A 25,165-nucleotide genomic window follows, 5' to 3' on the forward strand; every position below is an offset into this window, starting at 1 on the left:
CCATTGTTTTATTTATATAAATTCTAAAAGTTAAAGTCGTCTTTCTGATCATATTCCGATATGCTTTGACATATTTTTGGTAAAGATACCTTTAATCATCAAGTTAAATAATTTTAATGCTTACAAAATACACGACTATATGCGCTAGTTTAGATCACCTCGATATTATTGCCTTTAAAAGAATCATAATTATTTCTCGCCTGTTTTAAAAATGCCCTTTTGATAAAGCCAATATTTGATAAAGCCAGTGAGATAATTTAACCGTTCCAATACTTTGCTTAAAAGCATAATAGCAGCGCCGTATCGATTAGCGAAAAATGGCATTTATAAAATTTATCAATAAATTCATTGGTTTGACTTTTTTCTCTTGATGTACTCCACCCGAGAGGAAATTCAAGGGGCAAAAATATTGCATAAAGCCAAAACTATTGCCAAACAAAAAACGGGCATTGCAATTTGTTCTGATCACTTTAATGTGTCATAATCAACACAAGCGCCAGTTAAATTTTGGTAATGAAACCAGAATAGCGGAAAACCATCTTTTCTTGGTGCTCTTTATGTTTCGTCGCCTGATAAAATTGATTATAAGCAAAGCTATCATTTATTTGGATTATTTTTCATGACATTAAATACTAATGAAACCGCGACTGATGGCATGGATATGTCAAGCCAAGATGACTTGGCAGGTCTGGTTCCATCGTTAAATATTAACGCCTCTCATGAAAATAAAATTCCGTTTTTCTCGCGTATTCGCACACGCTTGTTGCTTTTGATGGTGCTTTCAGTTCTCATTACTGAAATTTTGGCCTTTATTCCCTCCATTGCCAATATGCAAAGCCGTTGGCTTGAAAATCAGACCAAATCGGCTATGGCGCTATCTTATGTTTTACTTAATGAAGACAGAATTGTGCTTGATCAGGAGGTGCAGCATAGGGTTCTTTCGGCAACGAAAGCCCTTGCTTTGACTGTAACCCGTGATGATGGTTCGATTGTAGCTATAAGGCTTAATGGGCAGGAATATTCCGTCGACAAGAATATTGATTTGAATAATTATAGTGAAACTCAGTCAGTCATTAGCGGTGTGACAACACTTTTTTCTAGTACGCCTAAAATTATTCGTCTTTTTGCGCGTACCGATGATAGCAATCAGGTATTTTCGATGACCTTCACCAATAGCGAGTTGCGTGAAGAAATGCTGCGTTTTACATGGCAATTTGCGATAATTTCACTCACCATTGCCATTGTTGCCACCACGATTATTTACCTTATTGTTTATGAATTATTGGTGCGCCCCTTGCGTGCTATCTATTTTCATATGCTTGATTTTGTTGCCGAGCCTGATAATCCTAACCGCATCATTGTGCCAGAAAATCGCCGTGATGAGATGGGGGCAGCGCAACGGCGTATTGCGGCAATTGAAGTTGAATTGCAACAAAATTATGTGCGGCAAAAACATCTTGCTAATCTTGGGCTTGCGGTATCGAAAATTAATCACGATATGCGTAATATCCTAGCTTCGGCGCAATTGATTTCAGACCATTTGGCTGAGGTGAATGATCCGCTAAGCAAACGGCTAACCCCTAAATTAATCCATACCATCGATCGGGCAATCAACTATACGCAAAGTATTATTGCTTATGGTCGAATGCAGGAGCAAAGACCCAATTTGCAATTAGTTTCTTTGCATGCCCTTATTGATGATATAAGGGATAGTCTTGCTGTATCAGGACGAGAGCTCGTGAATATCCACAATAAGGTTGCAGAAGATTTCGAAATGTTGGTCGATAGTGAACAGCTCAACCGTGTTCTTACCAATCTGTTTCGAAATGCTGTGCAAGCCATGACCTCGCCGGCAGAAATGGAAAAGGATAAGTCCCGCGATATTACGGTAACCGCCCATTATGAAGGTAAATCGGCGATTCTTGATATTGTTGATAATGGACCAGGATTGCCGGCAAAAGCCAAAGAACATCTTTTTACGCCCTTTGATGGTAGTACCGGACATGGTGGCACAGGTCTTGGTTTAGCAATCTGTCTTGAATTGGTGCGCGCTCATGGTGGTACAATCGAGCTTATTGATGATTGTAAGGTCGGAACGCATTTCAGGATTCGTATACCAATGGCTGTAAATAATGTGGCAAAATGGTATGGCACTAAAAAAAGCGCCTAATCCTTTGGTGTGTGGATATTTTTTTATAAAATTTATTTGTTATAAATCAATGTTTTAAATTTTTTTTTATAAAAATTTGATTTTTTTTGAAATTTGGTCTTGCAATTATCCAACGAACCCTTTAGACACCGGCAAGCGCAACGCAGTGACGTTGCCAGGGCATGCACCCGTAGCTCAGCTGGATAGAGCACCAGACTACGAATCTGGGGGTCAGGAGTTCGAATCTCTTCGGGTGCGCCACTTTTCTCTTAAAATTTCCAAATTTTTAAAAAGTTAATAATGATATATTGTGCGTAACATTTTATGATTGCATAATATGTGGCTTTGTATTTTTACTTTGAGTGATTTTGTTCATAGATTGCTCTGACACCAAGATAATTGCAGCTATATAAGCAATGGAAATTTTTTCCTTTAAGGTAAAGCAATAAATTGTCTAAAATTTCCCATAACGAAGTCTCATGCATTAAATTTTTTTTCACATAAATTTGCCATTCCTTTGCTGCTATATATTAGGTTATAGTCTTAATAGAACTATAGGGTATTATTGGAGGAAAGAATGAAGGCTGTCGGTTATTATAAATCACTACCAATTGACGATTCCCAATCTTTGATCAATGTCGATGTTGCTATGCCAAAAATTGGCGCGCAAGATCTTTTGGTTGAAATCAAGGCAATTTCGGTTAATCCTATTGATTATAAAACGCGCCTTGCTTCAGGCCCCTTTGATGATCAACCGCGTATTTTAGGTTTTGATGCAGCTGGTATTGTGACCGAACTTGGCAGTGAGGTGAGAGGCTTTAAACTAGGTGATGCTGTTTATTATGCTGGTGCAATAAACCGCCAGGGTTCTAACGCCCAATATCAAGCGATAGATCATCGCCTTGTTGCCTTAAAGCCAAAGACTTTGGATTTTGCAGCGGCGGCGGCAATTCCGCTAACCGCCTTAACGGCCTTTGAAATGCTATTTGACCGGTTACGGATCGATCAAGGGGTGCATAAGGGTAAAAATACCTTTTTAATGGTGGGTGCGGCTGGCGGCGTTGGCTCTATGGCTTTGCAATTAGCGCGGCTTAAAACTGATGCCTTGGTGATAGCCACCGCCTCACGCCAACAATCTCACGACTGGGCGCTTAAAATGGGCGCCGATCAAGTGATTGATTATACCAAGTCTTTTATTGAGCAGTTGCAAAAGCTAGGGCTTAACCATGTTGATTTTATTTTTTCAACCGCTAATTCTGAAGGCTATCAACCGCAATATGCCCAAATCATCGGGCCGCAGGGGCGCATTGGCTTGATTGATGGGCCTAAGACCTTTGATATTGTGCCATTTAAAGGCAAATCTGTTTCATTGCATTGGGAATCGATGTTTACGCGATCAATGTTTGAAACAAGTGATATTGGTCGCCAAGGTGATATTTTAAAGCAAGTGGCAGAGATGATTGATGATAAGTTGCTAACACCAACCGCGACTGATAGTTTATCACCAATTAATGCTGAAAATTTAAGGAAAGCTCATCGGTTGATGGAATCTGGCCAACATATTGGTAAATTGACTTTAAGCGATTTTTCTTAATGATTGCATTATCGCTAATGGTTTAACTCTAATGAATGATAAAGTTATATGATCCGTAAAAGCTTGTTTTCTGTCACTGTGTTGCTGTCTTTGCTTATAAGCCCTTTACTGGCTTATGCGCAAGATATGCGGCCGCAAGGGCGCTATTGCGGTAAGGTTTATCACAATGGCTATATGGTCAATGTTGAAATGACGCTTGAAATATCTCCAACGGGTAGTTTAACAGGCTCTATGCGTTATCGTGATGGTGAAGTGGTAACGGAAGGCAAATTAACGCAAATATCGCCGCCAGCGGGACAGCGTGAAACTTTAAAATGGGCTGATAAATATGGCACCGGCTATGCATTTTTGGAATTTAGTAGTGATTTTTCAACATTTACTGGTGCATGGGGATCATGGGCTGAAAGCCCTAAGCAGCCCACCAATCCTTGGACGGGTAAGCGTTGTAACGGATTTATCAGCTAAATTAATTAGTATTTTATAGGTTGAATATTTAGCTTAACGGTGCATTTTAGTACTTATAAAAATGCACCGATTTTTAGCATTGAACAAAACTATTTTATTGCGATTTCTGGAATAGGCTGTGACTTTATTTGTTTAATCCATTGTGCTGCCCAGCGGGCGGATTCAACTAAAACCGGCTTTGGTGCCTTAAACCATTCATCAGGCGAAATTTCGCGTTTTTCGCGCACAAAAGCAATGGCATCATCAATATCTGGAAATTCATTTTCAGCATTAATATGCAAAAACAACGCCATCATGATAACCGAGCGTGAACGTCCACCACGGCAATTAATCAGCACATTGCCACGCTTGCGGCATGGATAAGTAATTTTTTGCGGCAAAATTTGCTGAAAAGCAGCTTCAATTGTAAAATAACCGGCAATAAGTTGGGTGGCAGGATTTCCTGCTCCATCAATTAGGCCAATTTTATAATAGCGTATTTCTGCTGGGCCAAAATCGCGCTGGTGGGTGGTGCGGTCGGCTTGACTATCGGTAACAAAATTAAAATCAAGATTAACCGCGCAATTAATAACCGTGGTAATATCCAAGCTTTTTAGAAGATGGATATCAGCGGCCCCCTCTTTGCCAGAAAGATAAAGATCTTTGCCATAAGGAGCAAGGTTTTGATAAATAAGGCTGAGATAAGGTAAGTCCAAATCTCCCTTTTCAACCTGATGCGCTTTTATCATAATATTCCAAATCCAGCTTGGCTTTTTAAAAGCCAATAATATTTCAATAGTGTCTCTTTAATAAAAAACTGGTAAAAATCCAAATTAATTTTTTAATTAGCGTCATTTGCTTGGGGATTAAGAAAGTATAATACTTTACACTTCCTTTTTTTATTTGATCAATTATAATTTTTTTCAAATGTTAAGCTGTATAAATTTATATTAGAGTTTAATAATAGTAAAAAATTAGCGTTTATAATTCATTCGCCAAAAATCTTGCCAATCCTCTCGTTTATCCCAATCATCAAGACTGGTTGCCATATCATAATCAAAAAGCTGGTTGCGATAGGCACCAATGCCCGATGGTTCATTTTTTGGTAAAGCAACTGATTGATTGGTGGAAATTTTTCCATCAACAGCCTGTGGCTCAATGCCCTCAGCTGTTAGCGCGTAATGAAGGAAGAGTTTTGCACTATTGGGGCTTTTTGTGCCGGTGGCTATAAGACCAATGCTTGGGTAAAGCCAACCCATATGCGGCTTAAGGCCAGTGCAAAGACCAAGGGTCATGCCTTTTTCTTTATTGTCGCGAAATTTAGCGGTACTGACCAGTGCTAAAAAAGGCTCTTTTTGGCCTGAAGCTGCAACCGCATCGGCCGCCGCAGAGTCTGAATCTGTGAGCAAAGGGCCATTTTGTGCTAAAGCTTTGATCCATGCAGCTGTTGCACTTTTTTCATCGGTTTGAATTTTTTTGCCAAATTGTGCTTCATAGGCTTTACGCATGGCTTCATCGCCATGGCTTTCTAATTGGTTAAACCAATCAACATAAGCGCTTTTACCCAAAGGATCTTGCATGGCAACACGGCCGCGCCACTCACTTTCAGTCAGCTGCCAGACATTATCAATCGGGCATTTATCATAAAGGGCGGTATTATAAACCCAAACATTGGGGCTATTTACAATGGTGAGTGGATCGCGATATTTTTCTGGCACATCATTGGCAAGATCTTGCGGAAACCAGCTCATTGCAAATTTTTGTGGGATAAGCTGCGCCATGGCAGCAGGAGCATCACTAATGATTGACACATCACCTTGAATATTATTGGCGCGCGCTTCGCGGATGAGCATTTCAAGCTGTGCGGTGGCTTTGACTTTGCGACCTTCCGCTTTAAGTCCGTATTTTTGACTAAAGCCTTTTGCCATTTCAATGATTTTGCCTGTACTGTCATAAATGACAATTGGTGCTTCATTCTTGGCAGCTTCTTGCAACGCTGCAAGTGTGTCATTGCTTTGTGCAAGATTACCGTTGCTTTGCGCAAGAGCCGAGGTCGCAATAAGGCTCAAAAAACCAACAGCCAAAATCTTTAAAGGTGATTGGCGTTTGGTTGATATTTTAGTGCCCGAAATTTTTAACATAGTTTGTTTGTTTACCACGGTCATCTCACCTTATTGAGCAAGCGTTGATTTTAAAGATTTAATTCAATTTATATCATCCAACTATTGCAATTGCGCGACTCTTGAGCCAGTTTGATCAAAGCCATGCTGGTTTTTGGCTTGAATAGCAATGGCAACCTTGCTGCCTGTTTCATAATTGGGTGGCTGATGGGTGGAGGCAAAAACCGTGTGACCATCCTTGTTTAACTCAATAATCCAATTGCCGCCGGTTGGCAAAATGCCGGTTACCATCATATCAGCCTTAAAAACATTTTCGTTATGCGTTATGTCCTTTTGGGCTATTTCTATTGCTTCCGGCCTAAAGCCAAGCGCTGCGATATTATTTGAGTTTTGGCTATATTGCGCTAAATAGCGACCAATATCTTGGGCGATAGGCTTATCATTGGCGTCACTTAAATTAATAATATTAATTGGTGGGTTGCCAACAAATTCCGCAACAAAGCGGTTGGCGGGACGGTTATAAATATCATCGGGCGTGCCAATTTGTTGCAATGTTCCCTTATCCATAACCGCAATGGTGGTTGCCAAAGTCATTGCCTCCCATTGATCGTGGGTTACAAAAACAATTGTTGTTTTAAATGCATTATGAATGCGTTTTAGTTCTGCACGCATTTCAAGACGCAAACGCGCATCAAGATTGGAAAGTGGCTCATCAAGCAGCAATATGCCTGGATTTATCGCCAACATGCGGGCAAGGGCAACACGCTGTTGTTGGCCGCCAGATAATTGAGATGGATAACGGTCACGATATTGTTCAATATCCAAGGCTTTCATGACACGCTCAACTTGCGCTTCGCGTTCAAGCTTTGGCACCTTGCGTAAGCGCAAGCCAAAATCGGTGTTGCGTTCAATGGTAAGATGCGGCCAAAGCGCGTAGCTTTGAAAAACCAAACCCATTTCACGCTTTTCCGGCGGTATAAAAATACCTTTTTGAACGCTGTCCACGATACGATCATCAATCAGTAATTCACCATCAGATAGATTTTCAAGGCCAGCAATCATGCGCAGCGTTGTGGTTTTACCGCAACCTGATGGCCCAAGCAGACACATGAAATCACCATTGGCAATTTCAAGATCAAGATTTGAAACGGCTTTCTGCCCATTTTTCGCATAGGATTTTTGCGCATTTTGAAGTTTAATTGTCGGCATTAGCTTCCTAATCCTTCTGCAAGATTTGTTTTGGTAAGTTTTTGGGCGGCAAGGGTTGAAAAATAGGCAATGGCAGCAATGATAAGTACTACGGCATTGGCGGCTTGTGTATAATTATAATCAACAAGGCGCAGTGAAAACGTGGTTAGCACATCGGTACTTGGCACAGCCAAAATGACAAAAAGGCTAAGGCTTTTAATGCCAGAAATAAATGGCAAGAGGATACCAGTGACAAGCGAGCTTTTTTGTATGGGGATAATCACTGTTATCATACGGCGCAACCAACCCGCGCCTGATATTTGGGCAGCTTCCTCGGGGTCTTTGCCAAGTTGGCTCATCGCAGCAATTCCAGCCCGTGATGCATAGGGCATTTGATCGGCAATGAGTGCCAAAAGCAAAATGGTAAGCGTTCCGTAAAGCGCAGGAATGGGACCGCGTGCAATGGCAAAGAGAGAAAGATAAGCCGCAGCAAAAGCAACGCCAGGCACAAGATAGGGTAAAAAGGTAACTTGCCGCAAATAAAAGCTCAAACTTCGTAGCGGTGTGCGAATAACCACATAACCAACAATTAAACCTAATAGACCTGAAACAATTGAAGCGATGCCAACAATTTTTAAGGTATTGTAAAAAGCTGCCCATAATTCATGAGTTAATAAAATACCCGATTGCATGGCAACCGTACCAAGATTTTGGCCAATCCAAAAATCAAGCGTGAAATTATCAAGAGTAAATTTACCCGGAATTTTCATCACCGTTGACAGGATCAGCGCGATTAATGGCAAGGCAACGCTAATGGCAAAAATAAAGCTGGCGAAGACGGTGGCAGTCATACGCCAACGGCCAAGATGATTAGGCCTATTCATTGAACCCTTGCTGCCAATTGTCACAAAGCGGCGGGCTTCACGCACCAAACGTGCATCAATGAGCAAGGTTATGATGCCAAGTATCATAATTGCGGCGGCTAAAACTCCAGCAACGCCAGTTTGTCGAGATTCCAATGAGCGAAAGAGCGAGGTGGATAGGACTTGGTAATTAACCGGCAAGCCTAAAACATAAGGCACACCAAATTCGCCAAGGCATTTAGCAAAGATTAAAACAAGGGAGGAGAGTAAAGCTGGACGCATTAATGGAATGATAATTTTCCAGCTTATTTGCAAACGATTTGCTCCTAAAATACGGGCAGAATCTTCCAATTGCGAGTCAAAACGTTGCAGGGCAGAGCCAAAAAGCAGGATAACAAATGGCACATAATGCAAAACCATGATGATGGTAATCGGTATAGAACCATAGGCAATCCAATTGGGTGGGCTAAGACCAATGGTTTCAAGCCAGCCGGGTTGGCCTCCAACCGTTCGGTTTTTAAACACTGTTGTCCATGCCAATGCAAATGTCCATTCGGGCAGCATATAGGGGACAATAAGCGCGGTTGCAAACCATTTACGGCCAAACATATCGGTGCGGCTGACGAGCCAACCCAAAATACCACCTAAAAGCCCACTCCAAAAAATAACAACAGCCGCAATCATTAAAGTATTGAGTAATGGCCGCCAGAAAAGATCAATTGATATTGGTGAAAAAAGCACCCGCAATATATAATAATCGGTAAGTGTGCCAGCATCTTGGCCAAGACGGCGTTCATGACCAAATTGAACCGTGACTGCATCAATTAAAATAGAAATAATCGGCAATACAATAAGATAGGTAAAAATAATTGCTAAGATTATGCCGATAATCGTTGTTGGTTCATGAAAAGCAATTTTGATGCGATAGCGTAAGCGTTGCCAAAAATGTGTAGATAAGCAAGGTGAAAGGGATGGCGTTATGGAACCTGTCATATCCTTATCAATGGGGGATGCTAAGGGCTTAATTGTCATAACCTATCCAGTAAGGGTTGCTCTAAAACACCAATGAGACACAAATTTTTCAAGTTGATTTGGTACTATTGCTGCGAAATTTTTGAATGAACCGGCATAGGCCGTGAAAATATTGCAATGAGGATTGGGTCAGTGTGCAGGATTTTCAAAGCCTATATTTTAAGAATTAAAATGAGCGCTGGAGACGGATGATACCAGCAACAGCATGGCGTCCTTTTTGCGATTGTTGGACGCGATAAAGACCATCATTGGTTTTATAACCATAATCATCATTGAAATTTGCATAGGCAATTTCAGGTGTTAGCACGAGGCCAGACGTAATTTTAATTTTAACATTGGCAGAAGTAACAAAAGTACCAGCATCTTCGTAAGCGGCTTGATAATTAAAGGACAGCTTTTTGGAAATATCATAAGTGCCGCCAATCCAAGCAGCCCAATCGCCGCCCCAATCGCCATAGGCGCTATTAATCTGGCGATAAACGCCTAATCGACGGCTACCATCAGCAAAGGTTTTTATGCCATTGCTACCAAAGGATTTATCAACGTTATAATAATCATCGGCAGTTTTATAGGCAGCCATTGCCCAGAAAAAAGCTTTATCTGTGAGTTGTAGATTTAGCCGCACGCGCATTGCCCATTCTTGATAATAGGAATCATAGGCGGCAACACCAGCGATAGAACCCCATTTTTGGCTATATTTTAAACCCGTCACAATATGGGGGGTATAGTCGTCAATTTGTTGGCGTAACGCATAGGCATGGCTTACAAATGGTTTGCCAGTATTATCCATTCTGTATTGATAGCCAGTGCTTTCACTACCATAGCCTTGTTCAAGCGCAATAATGGCAGAAATGCCGTTTTTATTCTCATAGGTATAGCTAATCGCATTGGTGCGATGGCTAGCAGGCCCGATAACATCGTCTGTCAAAACATCGCCATAACCGTCGGTCCATTCATAAAAAGCGGTTTCAGTAAGGCCAATGCGCAAGCCCGCAAGATCAATATAACCGCGCCGTAATTGGCCAGCAGAACCATCCTTACCATCTTTCCATTCCGAGCGCAGGCTGATTAAGGTGGTCATCGTTCCAAGTTCGGTATCGGATTTTGTTTCAAATTTTAATTCAGCACGGGTTTTTGAGCGATATGTGTCATTCTGGTCACCAAAAGCTTTGCTGACCGTTTCGCCACCAACATCGTCACCAACTGCAATTTCATGGCGGACATAGCCAGAAATTTTCATACAGGTTTCAGTGCCAGGAATATAATAATAGCCTTTGCCATAAGCATCGCAAACACGAATATAATCAATCGGCTCAGCCGTTGGAGCATCTTGAGCTTCTGCATTGTGGAGCAAAGCTATTGATAATAAAGTGGCTGGCAAAATTGCCTTTAAGGGCTTCATTTTTTGAGTCCTGACAAAGAGCGTTCATGGTGCATCACAAAATTGCAATTTGTAAATAAGCAATAAATATCCTTTGTTAACCTTGCTAGAGGATAACAACATTGCCGATTTTGTTTTAGCAAATTTTATAATGATTAAGTTGTAATATTTTCTACGGTATGTATTTTTTGAAATTATATTAAATCTTGAGTAATAATTAAAAAGTTTATTTTAATTGGTAAAAATACTCATAGTTGCTCTATAGATCAAAATTATTACATTTTTTTTACAGTTATGAATAAAAATAGGATTTTTAATATTATAAATATTAAATATTTTTGGGCTGTTCGGACATTTTGAAAATACTTTAAAATATCCGAATTTATTTTTATGATTATGGTTCGCTGAAATTTAACTATTACTTATAAAGATCAATTTTATGTTCAAATTGTTGGATTTGGGCATTGTTACGTTCAATAAATTGATCAAGACGGCAAAGTTGTTGTTCTTTATCTTTAAGACAATCTGCATCACCAAAATCTTGTGATAATGGAGCATTATTGCCATTAAGCTCAGTCAAGTTGCGCCATTGATCAAGCGAGCGTGCGGTGAAGGAAACATTGATGGCATAGACCTTATTGACGTCATCATAATAGCGCTTAAAAATAAGCATGCCGCCGGGTGGAATGTCGTTGGCTGGATAATTACCAAGATGCCAATTGGCATCCACAATGGTTTGGATTTGTGATATATTGGTATCATGGCCTACAAAGACCACCAAAGGTGCATTAAGGCGATCATAGGTGTTTGTTTTTTGATCTGCAGTCCCTGCCGCTAATGCATTTAAGATTTGCCCCATTAAAACATGGCCACCATGGGTTGCAATTTCTTTTGTATTGCTAACAAGATCATATTTTGCGGCATGCAAAACCATTAATTTGGCAACATCGTCAGAATTTTTAACATTGCCAAAGGCAACATTTTCCAAGGGTAAGCCTTCGCTATATTGTAGGCGGATCGTCTCGGCAATAGTGCTCCCGGCTGATACCGGGCCAGTTAATTTATACTTGCCCGGCTTTTCACTTTTAAAGCCCCATTTTTCATCAAGAAATTTACAATCATCGCTTTTATTGCCGCATACCGCAGCTCTTAAACGGGCAACATCATCAGCATATTTCTTTTCTGCCGCTTCTGGTGAGCCACCCATCGCAGCAAGGACTTGTTGTTCAACGATTTTAGGATCAGGCTGGGCAAGCTCTAAATCAACGGCTTGGAAAAGCGGATCATCTGTTTCAAGCTCTAAATGTTGCGGGGCAATACCGCAACCTGGAAACATGCCATCCCCAACTGCTTGCGCTGTGGCAACGGTTCTTTGCACTGGGCTTGCCCATAAAAAATAGTCTTTAGAAGTTGGGCAAGTATTGGCAATAGGCAAGCCTTCAGCTCGCCATGTATCAAGCATATAGTGCGATTGCTGAACAATGCCAGCATAGCCATGGCCAGTTAAAAAGCCATCGGGTACAATCCATTTTGGCCATTGGCGGCCAGTATTTTCTTCAAGCTTTTTGGTGTTGGTTTGCGGCCTAACACCATGGCGCATTAAAACCACCACCTTATCTAATTTAAAATTGGGGGCGAGTTTAGTGCGCATATCATCACCAAAATATTGCGCATGAGCTTGGTTACTGATTGCTGATAATACAAGGACACTTCCCATAATAGCTGCGCTTGCTAGTGTTTTTACCATCAGCTTAGATAAACCAAATGATGATTTTATCTCAAGAGCAGGTTTTGAAATATCAGATGACATGATGACCCCAGATGAATTTTTAAATTGGTAATGAATAAAAGAAGTACTATTCTAAATCCGCTATACTCTTTGCTTTTGCTTATGAAAAAATTAGGTGCATCATTCAAACTATACACTGCTATTGGCATAATTTTTTAAAATAGCTATTTTCAATAAAAGCTCAGCGTGTTGTATATTCTATCAAGATTACAGTTAAGTGACAGTCTTATTTTTCTTTCCCAAAATTGAATTGAACAGAGTTCAATTGATAATTGTCTTAAGTTTAACGGTGGATACTGTTGTGATGAAGCTTTACCGCGTCTATTTTACTAATGGAAATCACGAGATTTCGGCAAAATGCGCACCTGTCGTGGATGGCGTGCGCTATTATTATCATTATCAGTGAAGCGCTCGGGCATCTGGGCAAGATTTAACAGCTCGCTTGTTTGGTCAATAATTTTCTTCGCCACCACATGCACCACGCCTGATGACGCATCACGCTCAACATGACCATGCACCTCGATTAATTTTGCACTCATCACCTCGCGGCGAAATTGCGCCAAAACTTTTGTCCACACCACGATATTGGCAATGCCGCTTTCGTCCTCAATGGTTAAAAATACCACGCCTTTTGCGCTGCCAGGTCTTTGCCGCACGGTTACAATGCCGCAAATTTTAACTCTTGTACCATGGTTGCAATTTTGTGTAGCGCTTACACAATCAATAACTTGCCTTTTTGCCAAATTGGCTCGCAAAAAACTAACCGGATGGGCTTTTAGCGATAGGCGTGTGGTTTCATAATCGGCAATCACCTGTTCACTTAGTTCCATCACTGGCAATATTGTTTTTTCTTCCATACCAATATCTTGAGCATTTACTTGTTTAAACAGCGGCAAGGTTTCATCATCGGGTAAGCGCCGCGTTGCCCATAGGCTTTCACGTCGATCAAGATTGAGCGAGCGGAAACAATCGGCATCGGCTAAAAGATTATAGGCGCGCCGTGGCAGAGCAAGACGGTGATGTATTTCTTCAATGGAATGAAAGTCACCGTTTTCTTGCCGGTTTTTTGCAATGATTTCTGCCCATTGTCGTGAAAATCCGTTAATTTGCCGAAAGCCCAAACGTACGGGAAAAAAACATTGCTGGGATTGTTTTGCGTCCTTTTTTTCTAAATGATTATCCCAAAAGGAAAGATTGATATCAATCGGCTTAATCATCACACCATGCTCTCTTGCATCGCGGATAATTTGCGCTGGTGCATAAAATCCCATCGGCTGCGAATTTAATAAAGCGCAGGCAAAGACGTCAGGATAATGACATTTTAAAAATGCCGAAACGTAAACAAGATGGGCAAAGCTTGCTGCATGACTTTCGGGAAAGCCATATTCGCCAAAGCCTTCAATTTGTTTAAAGCAGTTTTGAGCAAAACCAATATCATAGCCGCGCTTTACCATGCCGCCAATCATCTTGCCGCCAAGACTGCTTAATTTACCCGTGCGGCGAAAGGTTGCCATGGCGCGGCGTAAATCATTGGCTTCATCAGGGGAAAATCCAGCGGCATCAATAGCAATACGCATCGCCTGCTCTTGAAAAAGCGGAACCCCAAGAGTTTTATTTAATACTTGTTTTAATTCGTCCTTTGGGCCAAAAGCCGGATCGGGGGAGGGAAAGGAAACTTGCTCTTGCCCATTGCGGCGGCGTAAATAAGGATGCACCATGTCACCCTGAATGGGGCCGGGGCGGACAATGGCTACTTGAATAACCAAATCATAAAAATTTTGTGGCCTAAGGCGCGGCAACATATTTATTTGCGCGCGGCTTTCTACCTGAAAGACGCCGATAGAGTCGCCTTTTTGGAGCATGGCATATGTTTGTTCATCATTGGCTGGTAAAGTGTAAAGACCATGATTGATGTTATAAAATTGCTTTAACGATAAAAAAGCCTTACGGATCATAGTTAGCATACCAAGCGACAAAACATCTACTTTCATCAGCTTGATTTCGTCAATATCATCCTTATCCCATTCAATAAAAGTGCGATTTTCCATGGCGGCAGGGCCAATGGGTACAATTTCATCAAGGCGCTCACGAGATAAAACAAAGCCACCAACATGCTGCGATAAATGGCGCGGAAATCCAATCAACTCACCAACAAGTTGCAAGGCAAGGTAAATACGCGGATTATCAGGATCAAGACCAGCTTTTTGTATATGCTCGCCTTTGGCCTCTCCGCCATGCGATCCCCATATCGTACCGGCAATAGCATTGGATATATCTTCGCCAAGGCTTAAAACTTTACACACGTCTCGAATTGCACTTCGTGCGCGATAGCTGATAACAGTTGCAACTATGGCTGCTTTTTCTAAACCATAACGGCGGTAAATATATTGCATCACTTCTTCACGCCGCTCATGCTCAAAATCAACATCAATATCGGGCGGTTCATCGCGTGCTTTTGAGATAAAACGCTCAAACAAGAGATCTATTTCATTAGGATTAACATTGGTGATACCAAGGCAATAGCAGATGGCAGAATTGGCTGCCGATCCGCGCCCTTGGCATAAAATGCCCTGTTCTTTTGCAAAAGAAACAATATCATAAACAGTTAAAAAATAAGGTGCGTAATTAAGTTCATCAATTAAAGTAAGTTCTTTTTGAATGATGGCAGTGATTTTATCTGGAATTGCATTTTTATAACGCTCATTTGCGCCTTGCCAAGTAAGATCGCTTAAATAGTTTTGCGGATCCTTGCCTTGTGGCACTGGCTCATCAGGATAGCTATAGGAAATTTCATCAAGTGAAAAGTGAATGGGAGCAACAAAGTCTTGTTGCGCTAAAAGACTATCGGCATAATTGCGGTAAATTCGCTGCAGTTCGATTATCGGCTTCATATGTCTTTCAGCATTTTTAGCAAGCTGATAGCCAGCTTCATCAAGACTTGTATGTAAGCAAATTGCAGTAAGAACATCTTGCAATGGTCTGCGCTCGCTACGATGATAAAGAATATCTGTCGTGGCAATGAGCGGAATATTTACCTGTTGGCTAAGGGTCAGTAATTTGGCCGCCCGCCTTTGATCGCTGCCCATATAGGCCATATCAAGAGCAAGCCAAACTTGCCTTGGTGCAGCATTGACAATTTGCAATAATTGGCTTTTTAAAGTTTCAATCTCTTTAATAGTGGGAATGGTTGGTGGTGCAATCGTAATAATTTGGAAAAACCGCGCGCGAAAGCAAAAATCTGCCCAGCTAATATGGCACTCCCCTTTGATTTGTGAGCGCATTTTTCCTTCACTTAATAGGCGGCAAAGCTGACCATAGGCTGCACGATCACGCGGATAAACAATTAAATCAGGCATATTATCGGTAAATTGTAAGCGGCAACCAACAAAATAGCGAAAATCTGGATTTTCTTGCTGTATTTTACGTGCTGCGGTTAAGCCACGGATAATGCCGGCAAGACTATTAATATCGGCAAGGCCAATGCCGCTATATCCAAGCTTCGCGGCTTCCTCAATCAACTCATGGGGGTGGGATGCGCCTTGCAAAAATGAATAATTGCTGCGTGTGACCATTTCAAAAATTGCAACCATTTTGGGCTACCTTGAATTTTTAAGCAAATAGGCCATGCAAAAACCATTTTGGCGAGGATTTTTCGCTGTAAAGTCCATAGCGAAAAATCCAAAAACGCCGGCCAATTTCATCTTCCACCCGATAATAATCGCGGGTGGATGCAGAATTTTTCCACCATTCTGCACCAATACGCTCCGGCCCTTCAGCAAGGCGGATACGGTGTAAAACACGTCGCCAACGAAAAGAGGCAGGTGGGCTATCGGGAACGGCAGCCACGACATCAATCGGTTGCGGCGGCACAAAAATGCGGCATGGGCGTTCGGCGGCTTCTTGATTTTGAGCAAAAAACATTGCCTCATCAAAATGATCTGTTTTTACCTTGCCGGCATAAAGCGCGGGTTGCCATGCAAAGGCTTTTTCGGGGATATGGCTTTGGTGAAGCTCAAGGCGTAAAACCCGATCATGTCCTAAACGGGTGGAAAGCCTGTCAATAAAGCTAGTAATTTCACTATTATCTTGGGATTTTACAAATAGATTTTGCTCAACGGCAATAATTTTTTCACATTCTAGAGCTGCAAAAGCAAAAGCATCAAAACCATAACCAATATCTAGTGGCGTTGTCAAAGATGTAAGACGCTCTTTAATCAGCCGCATTAATTGCGCCGCTTCGTTTAAGGGCTTACTTGTTTCAATGGCAATGATTTGCCGTGCGCCATCAACTCTAAAAAATGCAATATGGATAAGTTTTGCACCTTCACCGCCATCACGCAATTTTTTACAAAAATTTTGTGCTAGAGGTTCTAATACGACCATCATCTGATCTTCGTTCATCACTGGATCATTAAGGCGACCAATTTTATAGTATAAAGGTTTAGGCGTAATTGGTGAAATGGGGTGATGTTTCTGCCCATAGAGTAATTGTAATTTAGTAACTGGTACTGCGCCAAACCGGGCATTTAATGCAGCAGGCTTTAAATTGCGTATTGCACCAATGGTTTTAAAGCCAGCCTTGGTCAAGCCATGATAAATTGCCCCCTCAAGCTCTAAGGCTTTAAGTTGCATTGTATCAAGTGTAGGAGCTAAATTTTGCTGTTCAACAATTCCACCCTTGCCAAAACGCGCAAAAATACGTGCCGCATGGGGTGTCGTCGTGATGGCGGCTTTGGTTTCAAACCCCAAATTTTGATAAAATTCTATAACCCTATCAAGCATATTTTTTGCGCCACCAAAAAGATGATCGCAACCGGTAATATCAAGCATTAAACCAAAGGGAAGATTATAAGCGATAAGCGGCGTAAAACGCTCAGCCGCTTCGGCTAGCCATTTTAAACAAGCATTATCCTTATGCGGCTCGCTCATTTGTACTTCAAATTCTGGAAAAATGGCTTTAGCTTCGCTCATGCTTTGGCCAATATAAAGTCCTTTTGCTGCTGCCTGCCGGTTAATAGCAGTGATAACCAGTCCCGATGCCTGACGGCTAATTAAAGCCAAGGCATTGTTTTCACTCTTAACTGGCGTGTTTTTTTGCCTTGAACGCATGATGCGATTGGTTGGTAGGTATGGAAAATAAAGGGCGAGATAAAGTCGGTTCACTAAAGGTTTTGTCATGAAAGTTCCATTCCATAGACCAATGGCCAATGCCGCCAGAGCGGTTACGAATAAGTTCAACATCAAAAAAAGGCGCACCGGGTGCCATTGCTCCCGATGAGATTGATTGGCCACTTGCTATGCGCCAACGTGTAAAAGCACTGCTGGTTTTGGGGGCGTTTTTGGCCATAAGCATGAAAGCTGGAATATTGTTTTTTTCACTGGCGAGATGCAGACGACGGCTGGTGGTAAAATCCAATGCTTTGCAACTATCTGATAGGCTTAAAACAACACCGCTAATATTTTTTAATTGTAGTGCGTCATCACCAGCTTTTAAAACATCGGTTAAATGGGCGCAGCGGATAAGGATTAATTGCGAAGGGTCAAGCCCCATAGCAATAATGCCATAGGGATTTAAACCACCATATTCAAACAAAATGCCATCATCTTCAATCCAGATCAGCGGTTGTAAGCTTGGACCTTTATTGGCACGTAAAATTAAAGCTAACACAAAACCATAAGCGGCTTGCCAATGCGATGGGGCAGGGACAATTTCATGTAATGATCCACGCAAAATTGGCTTTATAATCTCATCTGCCTCACTTAAACCTAAGCAAAAATGGCTAAATTCAACATTATTTAGGCTTTGATGATTATAATTTGTATCAGCTTTATGGGAATGGTCTATTTGTTTATTTGATAAAATATGCGCAGCTGGACGGCCTTCCATTTTGGCAATTTGCTGACGCAATTTGTTTAAATTAGCTTGATCCATGCTCGACTCACATTTAATATGTTCTTGTTTTGTTCTTTATGCTGGATAAAGCAAAAAGAGTCAAGAATGCAAATGTGATGGCCATTTTATGGTAATGAGTGCATCAGAAAAATTAAGAGTTAAATCTATGATATAGTAATTAAAAAACCATATTTCATTTTTTTATTTAGCGGGGTTATCTGTTTGATATTTTTAATGTAGATATAAAGGTAGAAATATTAAAGCTGCAATATAAAGACCCAAGCCAAATGATAAATGCGCATTTAAACTTTTAACACGAGCTATAAAAGGTTGCGGGGTTTTATTGGCTGCAAAGCCAAAACCAAATGCTGGTTGCATGATAAAAAAAGGCATGACTGTACTTATCAAGCCCATGACTAAAGCAGGCCAAAGGCTTGGGTGTTGTAGCCAGTTTTTACCAGTAAAATAGATTAAAATTGCTGCAAAAATAATGCCTATAAGATAATGAGAAAACCATCCTAATATTTTTTCACCCGCGATCGGTTGGCTTTTAAAAATATTATTGTGGCTTAATTGGCCGTGGCGCATATGACCAATTAAGCGGCCAACTAAACGATAATCAAGAGATGAAATGGCAAATATTTTTTGTAAAATTAATGCCCATAAATCCATAATCAATGTTGCTCCGATGCCAATAATTATGATTGAAAAAAATAAATCAAAGTCATTCATAAATATTGCCCCCTTAATCATTCAATCAATAAATTGAATGATTAATTTATGGTAATGACAATGTCAATAAAATATTATATAGGGTGCTAAAGGTGTATTGTTTGGTTTTTCAAAAATTGTGTGACAGAGGCAAACAAGAATTCATATAATTATTTTATTGTTTAAATGAAGAACTCATCATGACACAAATTGAGCGTGTATATATGGAAAAAATGGCTGATATTGCAAAAACTTTAGGGCATAGCCATCGCTTAAGTTTATTGAACCATATTGCTCAAGCAGAACGCTCCGTTGAGGTTTTGGCAGAGCTTTGCCATTTGTCGATTGCCAATACATCGCAGCATTTACAACATTTGCGTCGAGCTGGTTTTGTTCAAACGCGCCGCGAGGGTAAAAATATTCATTACCGTTTAGGCGAGGGACCAATAATTGGCCTTTTATTGTCTCTACGTGATTATGTTGAGTTCCAGCAAGTGGCTATGCAGCAAGTTATCAATGATAGTATCAGTAAACTTGCTAAGTTAGAAGCTGTTTCGATTGAACAATTATTGGCGGATATGCATGATCAAAGTATCGTGGTTTTGGATGTGCGCTCACATGAAGAGTATACAAGCGGCCATTTGATTGGCGCGATCAATATTCCAACGGCTGAACTAGGTCAACGCTTATCAGAATTACCGCTTAAGAGTTATATTGTCGCTTATTGTCGTGGGCCTTATTGTGTTTTATCGACTGAGGCAGTGCGTATGCTCAATTCTAAGGGATATAAGGCGAAGCGTTTAGCTGCTGGATTTCCCGAATGGAAAGCAGCAGGCTTACCCATAGGATAAAATATTTCATAAAATTATTGAATGTTTCTGGTTGAGTGCAATTAATAATTTGGTGATCAAACCCGGATAGAGTTTTTATGCTTAAAAAGAATTAATACTCAAGAGAGAATTAAAATTTTAAACCTAAATTGAAGAATGAACTTAACGCAATAAGCGTGAGACAAGTTGCGCGGTATAATCAACCATCGGCACAATGCGCGCATAATTAAGGCGTGTTGGGCCAATAACGCCTAAAGCACCAATGACCTTTTCATTGCTATCACGAAAAGGCGCAACCACCACCGATGAACCAGACAAGGAAAATAATTTATTTTCAGATCCGATAAAAATACGCACGCCCGATGCTTCCTCGGCAAGGTCAAGCAATTGCACCATGCCATCGCGGGTTTCCAAATCATCAAACAAATTGCGTAAACGCTCGATATCTTCCTTGGCGTGAATATCTTCTAATAAATTTGCGCGGCCGCGCACAATAAGGCGCGCTGGCATATCAGCACTGACGCCGCCCCAAACGGCAAGGCCATTATCGACCAATTGTTGGGAAAGCGTATCGAGATTGGCACGTGTTTCATCACGTTCACGGGCAATATCATCACGCACTTCGTTTAAGCTTCGTCCCTTAATGTGGGCATTAAGGTAATTACTGGCTTCCGCTAATTGTGAATGGGTAACGCCTTCTGGCAATTCTACGATGCGGTTTTCAACTTCGCCATTTTGATTAACCAGTACAACTAAAGCGCGGCGCGGATCAAGGCGCACGAATTCAATATGCTTTAATGATCCATCGGATTTAGTTGCTAAAACAAGCCCCGCACCGCGCGATAGACCAGAAAGCACTTGGCTTGCCTCGGTTAAAAATTGTTCAACTGACTGGCTGGAACCCGCAGCATGCACTTGCTCTTCAATCTGTTTGCGTTCATTAGCCGGTAAATCACCAACCTCCATAAAAGCATCAACAAAAAAACGTAAGCCAAGCTCGGTTGGCATGCGACCGGCGGAAATATGCGGCGCATAAATAAGACCCGATTGTTCCAAATCGCTCATAACATTGCGAATAGTAGCAGGCGATAAAGACGATGTTAAATTGCGGGATAAATTACGTGAGCCTACCGGTTCGCCATCGGTTAAATAGCTTTCAACAATGCGGCGAAAAATCTCGCGAGAGCGCTCATCCATTTCACCCAATCCCATTGTATCAAAAACCGATGACATGATATTAAAACCCAAAATCTTCTTGTTCGCTTTAAGCGCGGTTAAAAGCAGCGCATAAATACATTGCTTTATATATAGCTATTTTAAAATATAGGATCAATAATTATAAATGATTGATAGTGGTCATGTATTTATAAAAAGCAAAAGCAAACGATTACAATTGTCCACACCAATATAGTCAATTCATGATAAAAATTGAAAAAAAAATCAAAATACGTATTTGTTTATTTAATTTCAAAGTCTAATAGTTTAAACGTGAAAATCTGCTTTTGGTATTTTATGAAAGCAGCTATATCTTATATTGTCCCCGTGCCCGATGAAAGATCAAGTTCTTATGAATTGCATCTTTTAATATCTTTCGTGGCATAAAATTAGAAAGGCCTTTTCCATGCGTCATTCCAACCGTTCCAATGATCAAATGCGACCAATTTCTTTTGAACGGGGGGTCAATAAGCACGCTGAAGGCTCATGTTTGGTTAAATTTGGCGATACCCATGTTTTATGTACGGCAAGCTTGGAAGAGCGCGTTCCTGGTTGGATGCGTAATACAGGTAAAGGTTGGATAACAGCTGAATATGGCATGTTGCCACGTTCAACCAACGACCGTATGCGCCGTGAAGCGTCATCAGGTAAGCAAGGTGGTCGCACACTTGAAATTCAGCGTCTTATTGGCCGCTCATTGCGCGCTGTTGTTGATTTGCAAGCCTTGGGTGAAATGCAAATTACCGTTGATTGCGATGTATTGCAGGCTGATGGTGGCACTCGTACCGCTGCTATTACTGGTGGCTTTATCGCACTTTATGATTGCTTTGGCTTGATGGAAAAACGCCAGATCGTTCGCGTCGAGCGCGTATTGAAAGATCATGTTGCAGCGATTAGCTGTGGTATTATTGGCGGCGAGCCAATGATTGATCTTGATTATAATGAAGATTCAACCGCTGGAACAGACGCCAATTTTGTGATGACTGGCAAGGGCGGTATTGTTGAAATTCAAGGCACTGCTGAAGGTGAGCCTTTCTCACAAGACCAGTTCGACAGTCTTTTAAAGCTTGCCCGTAATGGCATCAACCAATTGGTTGAATTGCAAAAACAGGCAATTGCTAAAGTTTAAAAATGTGTGGCTTAAAAATGCGTACATTAGATACAAAAGATATTATTGTTGCCACTCATAATGCTGGCAAGGTAAAGGAAATTGCCGAGCTTATTGGTCCATTTGGCTTTCATACCAAATCAGCCGGAGAGCTTGGTTTACCTGAGCCTGTTGAGACGGGCACTACTTTTGAGCAAAATGCCTATATCAAAGCATTTGCTGCCGCCAAAGCGACTGGCTTGCCAGCCTTGTCAGATGATTCTGGTTTAGAAGTTGATAGTCTTAATAAAGAGCCGGGTGTTTATACGGCTGATTGGGCTATTCAAGCCGATGGTAGCCGTGATTTTGCTAATGCTATGCAAAAGGTGGAAACTGCCTTGCAAGAAAAAAGCGCAGTGCGTGATGAGCAGCGTCATGGCCGCTTTGTAAGTGTGCTTTGCCTTGCTTGGCCTGATGGTTATGCTGAATATTTCCGTGGGGAAATTGAAGGCATAATTGTTTGGCCACCGCGCGGTGATCAAGGTTTTGGCTATGATCCAATTTTTCAGCCCGAAGGTTTTGATACCACTTTTGGTGAAATGTCGGCGAGCCAAAAACACGGTTGGAAAAAGGGTGATAGTGAAGCGCTATCACACCGCGCCCGTGCCTTTAAGCTTTTTGCTGAAAATATGCTGGAAGATTAATGCGCGAGCCTTTTGGCATTTATATCCATTGGCCGTTTTGCGCGGCCAAATGCCCCTATTGCGATTTTAATAGCCATGTACGGATGCGCGGTATTGATGAGCCGCGCTTTCGTGCGGCTTTTTCGCGTGAAATGACATCATTACGCGAGCGTATTGGCCATAAAAGCATCACCAGTATTTTTCTTGGTGGCGGCACGCCATCCTTAATGGAGCCGCAAACCGTTGCCCATTTATTAAATGAAGTTGCCCGCCATTGGACAATTGAAAATGGCGCAGAAATTACGATGGAAGCCAATCCATCAAGTGTCGAGGCAGATCGTTTCCGTGCTTATAAAAGCGCTGGGGTTAACCGTTTATCGCTTGGTGTGCAAGCGCTTGATGATGCAGAGCTAAAACGTCTTGGCCGTATTCATGATGTTAAACAAGCCATTTATGCAATTGGCCTTGCGCGTGATATTTTTCCGCGCCTGTCTTTTGACCTTATCTATGCTCGCCCCAATCAAACACCGCAATCTTGGGAGAGTGAGTTAAATCAAGCGATTGACCTTGCTGCCGATCATTTATCGCTTTATCAATTAACTATTGAAGAAGGCACCGCCTTTCAGCGCCTTTATGAAGCAGGAAAGTTAAAACTGCCAGAGCCTGAAGATGCGGCATTGCTTTATGACATTACCCAAAATGTCACGGCTAAGCGTGGTTTACCCGCTTATGAAATTTCCAATCATGCGGTGCCGGGGGCTGAATCGCAGCATAATTTACTTTATTGGCGCTATCAGCAATATTTAGGCATTGGCCCTGGTGCGCATGGTCGTTTTATTGAAGGTGATAAGCGCACGGTTACAATAACCGAAAAACTGCCAGAAAAATGGTGCGATTTGGTTGAAGAAAAAGGCCACGGTATTATTGAGGAGGAATATTTAACCAAAGATAATCAAGCCGATGAAATGCTGCTTATGGGGCTTCGCCTTTATGAGGGGCTAGATATCCATTCGCTTGAATCCTTGCGCGGAAAGCCGCTTGATAATAAAGTGATGGTTGAATTACAAGAATATGGCCTTATTGAAATGGTTGGCAATAGCCGCTTACGCGCTAGCGATAAAGGGCGCATTTTGCTTGACCATATTATCGGAAAGCTTGTCGCTTAAACGATTCAAAAAATCAAAATAAGGGTGATGGTCAATGAGTGAAATACAAGGGGATATTTTACCTATAGAGTTACCCGCAAAAAGAATTCAACTGGTTTATCTTACCAATTGGGGTATTGTTTTAGCCGTTTTACCTTGGACGTTGTTTTTTTTGTTATTGTTTTTTGGACCATTTTTGATTGGTGGTTATCACCCTATGAAACACTTATGGAATGATTGGGTCGTTTCTAGAAACTATGAAACCATTCCAAATACTTATGCTGATTATTCTTGTTGGGATAATGGTGGGAGGCCAAGATATACAACTTGCGGCGTTACATATTATGCAAATATTTCCTCACTTAAACAAAAGCTCAATATTAGGTTTGAGAATTATCCTTATAGCTGGTTTAATGTTTTAACGCCGGATGATTTGGTTTTAGAGGGTCAATCATCAATGATCCGTAGTGTTTATAACCCCAGTAGAACAACGTTTCTTTTTGGTGTTGAAACAATTAAAATACGCTTTTTAACTTATTTTGCTTGGCAATTATTACTATTCTTGGTTCTCGTTGCTTGGTTTTTTGGCTTGTTTTTTTATTGGCGCATATATTATTGGCGCAGTGTTGCCAATGATGTATGTTTGAAAGCGGTAAAAATTGTTGATGTAAAGCAGAACAGACGAAAAGAAATATTATATCATTATTATGGCTTAAGCCCATCAATACTTGCTATGAATATGCGGGTTTTACCTTATTCTTCTGGAATTATAATAAATCCTGCTGCTTTTAATACTTCATTTACTTTTTTTAAAAAGGATAAGCAGCCTTTTTATTTAGATGAAGAGAAAACAATTGCTGTTGCGATTGAAGCAAAGCAAGCAGGTGGGGCTATATACTTGATCATGATTTAACTTGGCTAAAACTATCGCCAGAAGACAAACAAAAACTTGTTGCAAATATTAAAGCCTATCAACAATGGATTGCACAGCACCCTGAAAAATTGCAACAATTAAGCGCAGCAATTGATGCAAAGCCAAAA

The 25,165-nt window shown here is 41.1% G+C and carries 19 protein-coding genes and 1 tRNA gene; 9 read left to right on the forward strand and 11 right to left on the reverse strand.

Annotation, left to right across the window (positions count from 1 at the left end):
• Positions 1 to 619 precede the first annotated feature (619 nt).
• The 4 genes from H3299_RS00155 to H3299_RS00170 all read left to right on the forward strand — a co-directional run bounded on the left by H3299_RS00155 (position 620) and on the right by H3299_RS00170 (position 4,208).
• Entirely contained in the window at positions 620 to 2,170 is a 1,551-nt protein-coding gene (locus tag H3299_RS00155) for a sensor histidine kinase (RefSeq protein ID WP_182418347.1), read from the forward strand.
• Positions 2,171 to 2,333: 163 nt separating this feature from the next.
• Positions 2,334 to 2,410 (forward strand) — tRNA-Arg (locus H3299_RS00160).
• A gap of 316 nt (positions 2,411 to 2,726) precedes the next feature.
• Entirely contained in the window at positions 2,727 to 3,743 is a 1,017-nt protein-coding gene (locus tag H3299_RS00165) for a zinc-binding alcohol dehydrogenase family protein (RefSeq protein WP_182418348.1), read from the forward strand.
• Between the two features lie 48 nt (positions 3,744 to 3,791).
• The gene (locus H3299_RS00170) at positions 3,792 to 4,208 is read left to right on the forward strand and encodes a hypothetical protein (protein ID WP_182418349.1); all 417 of its coding nucleotides are present in this window, start codon (positions 3,792 to 3,794) and stop codon (positions 4,206 to 4,208) included.
• Positions 4,209 to 4,297: 89 nt separating this feature from the next.
• Here the strand turns inward: H3299_RS00170 and H3299_RS00175 are convergent, their stop codons facing one another.
• The 10 genes from H3299_RS00175 to H3299_RS00220 all read right to left on the reverse strand — a co-directional run bounded on the left by H3299_RS00175 (position 4,298) and on the right by H3299_RS00220 (position 19,185).
• The gene (locus tag H3299_RS00175; protein ID WP_182418350.1) at positions 4,298 to 4,936 is read right to left on the reverse strand and encodes a dual specificity protein phosphatase; all 639 of its coding nucleotides are present in this window, start codon (positions 4,934 to 4,936) and stop codon (positions 4,298 to 4,300) included.
• 225 nt (positions 4,937 to 5,161) lie between these two features.
• On the reverse strand, positions 5,162 to 6,328 hold the full coding sequence (locus H3299_RS00180; protein ID WP_182419564.1) for an ABC transporter substrate-binding protein: 1,167 nt from the start codon (positions 6,326 to 6,328) through the stop codon (positions 5,162 to 5,164).
• Positions 6,329 to 6,409: 81 nt separating this feature from the next.
• On the reverse strand, positions 6,410 to 7,516 hold the full coding sequence (locus H3299_RS00185; RefSeq protein WP_182418351.1) for an ABC transporter ATP-binding protein: 1,107 nt from the start codon (positions 7,514 to 7,516) through the stop codon (positions 6,410 to 6,412).
• Complete coding sequence (locus H3299_RS00190; protein WP_182419565.1) at positions 7,516 to 9,351, reverse strand: iron ABC transporter permease; 1,836 nt, start codon at positions 9,349 to 9,351, stop codon at positions 7,516 to 7,518. The genes H3299_RS00185 and H3299_RS00190 overlap by 1 nt, the downstream gene beginning before the upstream one ends.
• A gap of 205 nt (positions 9,352 to 9,556) precedes the next feature.
• Entirely contained in the window at positions 9,557 to 10,792 is a 1,236-nt protein-coding gene (locus H3299_RS00195) for a porin (protein ID WP_182418352.1), read from the reverse strand.
• A gap of 397 nt (positions 10,793 to 11,189) precedes the next feature.
• Positions 11,190 to 12,581 carry a histidine-type phosphatase gene (locus H3299_RS00200; RefSeq protein ID WP_182418353.1) on the reverse strand — a complete coding sequence of 464 codons (1,392 nt, stop codon included), beginning with the start codon at positions 12,579 to 12,581 and terminating at the stop codon, positions 11,190 to 11,192.
• A 308-nt stretch (positions 12,582 to 12,889) separates the two neighbouring features.
• Entirely contained in the window at positions 12,890 to 16,150 is a 3,261-nt protein-coding gene (locus tag H3299_RS00205) for an error-prone DNA polymerase (RefSeq protein WP_182418354.1), read from the reverse strand.
• A gap of 19 nt (positions 16,151 to 16,169) precedes the next feature.
• Positions 16,170 to 17,738 (reverse strand): DNA polymerase Y family protein, encoded by a 1,569-nt coding sequence (locus H3299_RS00210; RefSeq protein ID WP_182418355.1) that lies wholly within the window; start codon positions 17,736 to 17,738, stop codon positions 16,170 to 16,172.
• Positions 17,638 to 18,492 (reverse strand): ImuA family protein, encoded by an 855-nt coding sequence (locus H3299_RS00215; RefSeq protein ID WP_182418356.1) that lies wholly within the window; start codon positions 18,490 to 18,492, stop codon positions 17,638 to 17,640. Before H3299_RS00215 ends, H3299_RS00210 begins: the two co-directional genes overlap by 101 nt.
• Positions 18,493 to 18,684: 192 nt before the next feature.
• Positions 18,685 to 19,185 carry a DUF2938 domain-containing protein gene (locus H3299_RS00220; protein WP_182418357.1) on the reverse strand — a complete coding sequence of 167 codons (501 nt, stop codon included), beginning with the start codon at positions 19,183 to 19,185 and terminating at the stop codon, positions 18,685 to 18,687.
• Positions 19,186 to 19,364: 179 nt separating this feature from the next.
• On the opposite strand from H3299_RS00220, the gene H3299_RS00225 reads away from it, so the two are divergent.
• The gene (locus H3299_RS00225; protein ID WP_182418358.1) at positions 19,365 to 20,015 is read left to right on the forward strand and encodes a metalloregulator ArsR/SmtB family transcription factor; all 651 of its coding nucleotides are present in this window, start codon (positions 19,365 to 19,367) and stop codon (positions 20,013 to 20,015) included.
• Positions 20,016 to 20,156: 141 nt separating this feature from the next.
• On the opposite strand, the gene hrcA is transcribed toward H3299_RS00225, so the two are convergent.
• Positions 20,157 to 21,227, reverse strand: a complete 1,071-nt coding sequence (gene hrcA / locus H3299_RS00230; RefSeq protein WP_182418359.1) for a heat-inducible transcriptional repressor HrcA — start codon at positions 21,225 to 21,227, stop codon at positions 20,157 to 20,159.
• A gap of 388 nt (positions 21,228 to 21,615) precedes the next feature.
• Here hrcA and rph point away from each other — a divergent pair, with 388 nt between their 5' ends.
• Genes rph through H3299_RS00250 form a run of 4 tightly spaced genes read left to right on the forward strand, consistent with a single transcriptional unit; the run spans position 21,616 to position 25,037 of the window.
• The gene (rph, locus tag H3299_RS00235; protein WP_182418360.1) at positions 21,616 to 22,338 is read left to right on the forward strand and encodes a ribonuclease PH; all 723 of its coding nucleotides are present in this window, start codon (positions 21,616 to 21,618) and stop codon (positions 22,336 to 22,338) included.
• Positions 22,339 to 22,355: 17 nt separating this feature from the next.
• The gene (locus tag H3299_RS00240; protein WP_182418361.1) at positions 22,356 to 23,000 is read left to right on the forward strand and encodes a non-canonical purine NTP pyrophosphatase; all 645 of its coding nucleotides are present in this window, start codon (positions 22,356 to 22,358) and stop codon (positions 22,998 to 23,000) included.
• A complete protein-coding gene (gene hemW / locus H3299_RS00245; protein ID WP_182418362.1) occupies positions 23,000 to 24,145 on the forward strand; it encodes a radical SAM family heme chaperone HemW in 1,146 nt (381 codons plus the stop codon). The genes H3299_RS00240 and hemW overlap by 1 nt, the downstream gene beginning before the upstream one ends.
• Before the next feature lie 34 nt (positions 24,146 to 24,179).
• Positions 24,180 to 25,037 (forward strand): hypothetical protein, encoded by an 858-nt coding sequence (locus H3299_RS00250; protein WP_182418363.1) that lies wholly within the window; start codon positions 24,180 to 24,182, stop codon positions 25,035 to 25,037.
• Positions 25,038 to 25,165 lie beyond the last annotated feature (128 nt).

Origin of the sequence: Bartonella sp. HY038 (genome assembly GCF_014117425.1) — a bacterium.
GTDB lineage: Bacteria > Pseudomonadota > Alphaproteobacteria > Rhizobiales > Rhizobiaceae > HY038.

What these genes read in the sequence shown, in the direction of transcription:
- H3299_RS00240 (WP_182418361.1), top strand. Translation starts at nt 22,356, where the DNA reads ATGCGTACATTAGATACAAAAGATATTATTGTTGCCACTCATAATGCT.
- H3299_RS00155 (WP_182418347.1), top strand. Translation starts at nt 620, where the DNA reads ATGACATTAAATACTAATGAAACCGCGACTGATGGCATGGATATGTCA.
- H3299_RS00175 (WP_182418350.1), bottom strand. Translation starts at nt 4,936, where the DNA reads ATGATAAAAGCGCATCAGGTTGAAAAGGGAGATTTGGACTTACCTTAT.
- H3299_RS00200 (WP_182418353.1), bottom strand. Translation starts at nt 12,581, where the DNA reads ATGTCATCTGATATTTCAAAACCTGCTCTTGAGATAAAATCATCATTT.
- H3299_RS00210 (WP_182418355.1), bottom strand. Translation starts at nt 17,738, where the DNA reads ATGACAAAACCTTTAGTGAACCGACTTTATCTCGCCCTTTATTTTCCA.
- H3299_RS00225 (WP_182418358.1), top strand. Translation starts at nt 19,365, where the DNA reads ATGACACAAATTGAGCGTGTATATATGGAAAAAATGGCTGATATTGCA.
- hemW (WP_182418362.1), top strand. Translation starts at nt 23,000, where the DNA reads ATGCGCGAGCCTTTTGGCATTTATATCCATTGGCCGTTTTGCGCGGCC.
- H3299_RS00170 (WP_182418349.1), top strand. Translation starts at nt 3,792, where the DNA reads ATGATCCGTAAAAGCTTGTTTTCTGTCACTGTGTTGCTGTCTTTGCTT.
- H3299_RS00205 (WP_182418354.1), bottom strand. Translation starts at nt 16,150, where the DNA reads ATGGTTGCAATTTTTGAAATGGTCACACGCAGCAATTATTCATTTTTG.
- H3299_RS00195 (WP_182418352.1), bottom strand. Translation starts at nt 10,792, where the DNA reads ATGAAGCCCTTAAAGGCAATTTTGCCAGCCACTTTATTATCAATAGCT.
- H3299_RS00190 (WP_182419565.1), bottom strand. Translation starts at nt 9,351, where the DNA reads ATGACAGGTTCCATAACGCCATCCCTTTCACCTTGCTTATCTACACAT.
- rph (WP_182418360.1), top strand. Translation starts at nt 21,616, where the DNA reads ATGCGTCATTCCAACCGTTCCAATGATCAAATGCGACCAATTTCTTTT.
- H3299_RS00250 (WP_182418363.1), top strand. Translation starts at nt 24,180, where the DNA reads ATGAGTGAAATACAAGGGGATATTTTACCTATAGAGTTACCCGCAAAA.
- H3299_RS00220 (WP_182418357.1), bottom strand. Translation starts at nt 19,185, where the DNA reads ATGAATGACTTTGATTTATTTTTTTCAATCATAATTATTGGCATCGGA.
- H3299_RS00180 (WP_182419564.1), bottom strand. Translation starts at nt 6,328, where the DNA reads ATGTTAAAAATTTCGGGCACTAAAATATCAACCAAACGCCAATCACCT.
- hrcA (WP_182418359.1), bottom strand. Translation starts at nt 21,227, where the DNA reads ATGTCATCGGTTTTTGATACAATGGGATTGGGTGAAATGGATGAGCGC.
- H3299_RS00215 (WP_182418356.1), bottom strand. Translation starts at nt 18,492, where the DNA reads ATGGATCAAGCTAATTTAAACAAATTGCGTCAGCAAATTGCCAAAATG.
- H3299_RS00185 (WP_182418351.1), bottom strand. Translation starts at nt 7,516, where the DNA reads ATGCCGACAATTAAACTTCAAAATGCGCAAAAATCCTATGCGAAAAAT.
- H3299_RS00165 (WP_182418348.1), top strand. Translation starts at nt 2,727, where the DNA reads ATGAAGGCTGTCGGTTATTATAAATCACTACCAATTGACGATTCCCAA.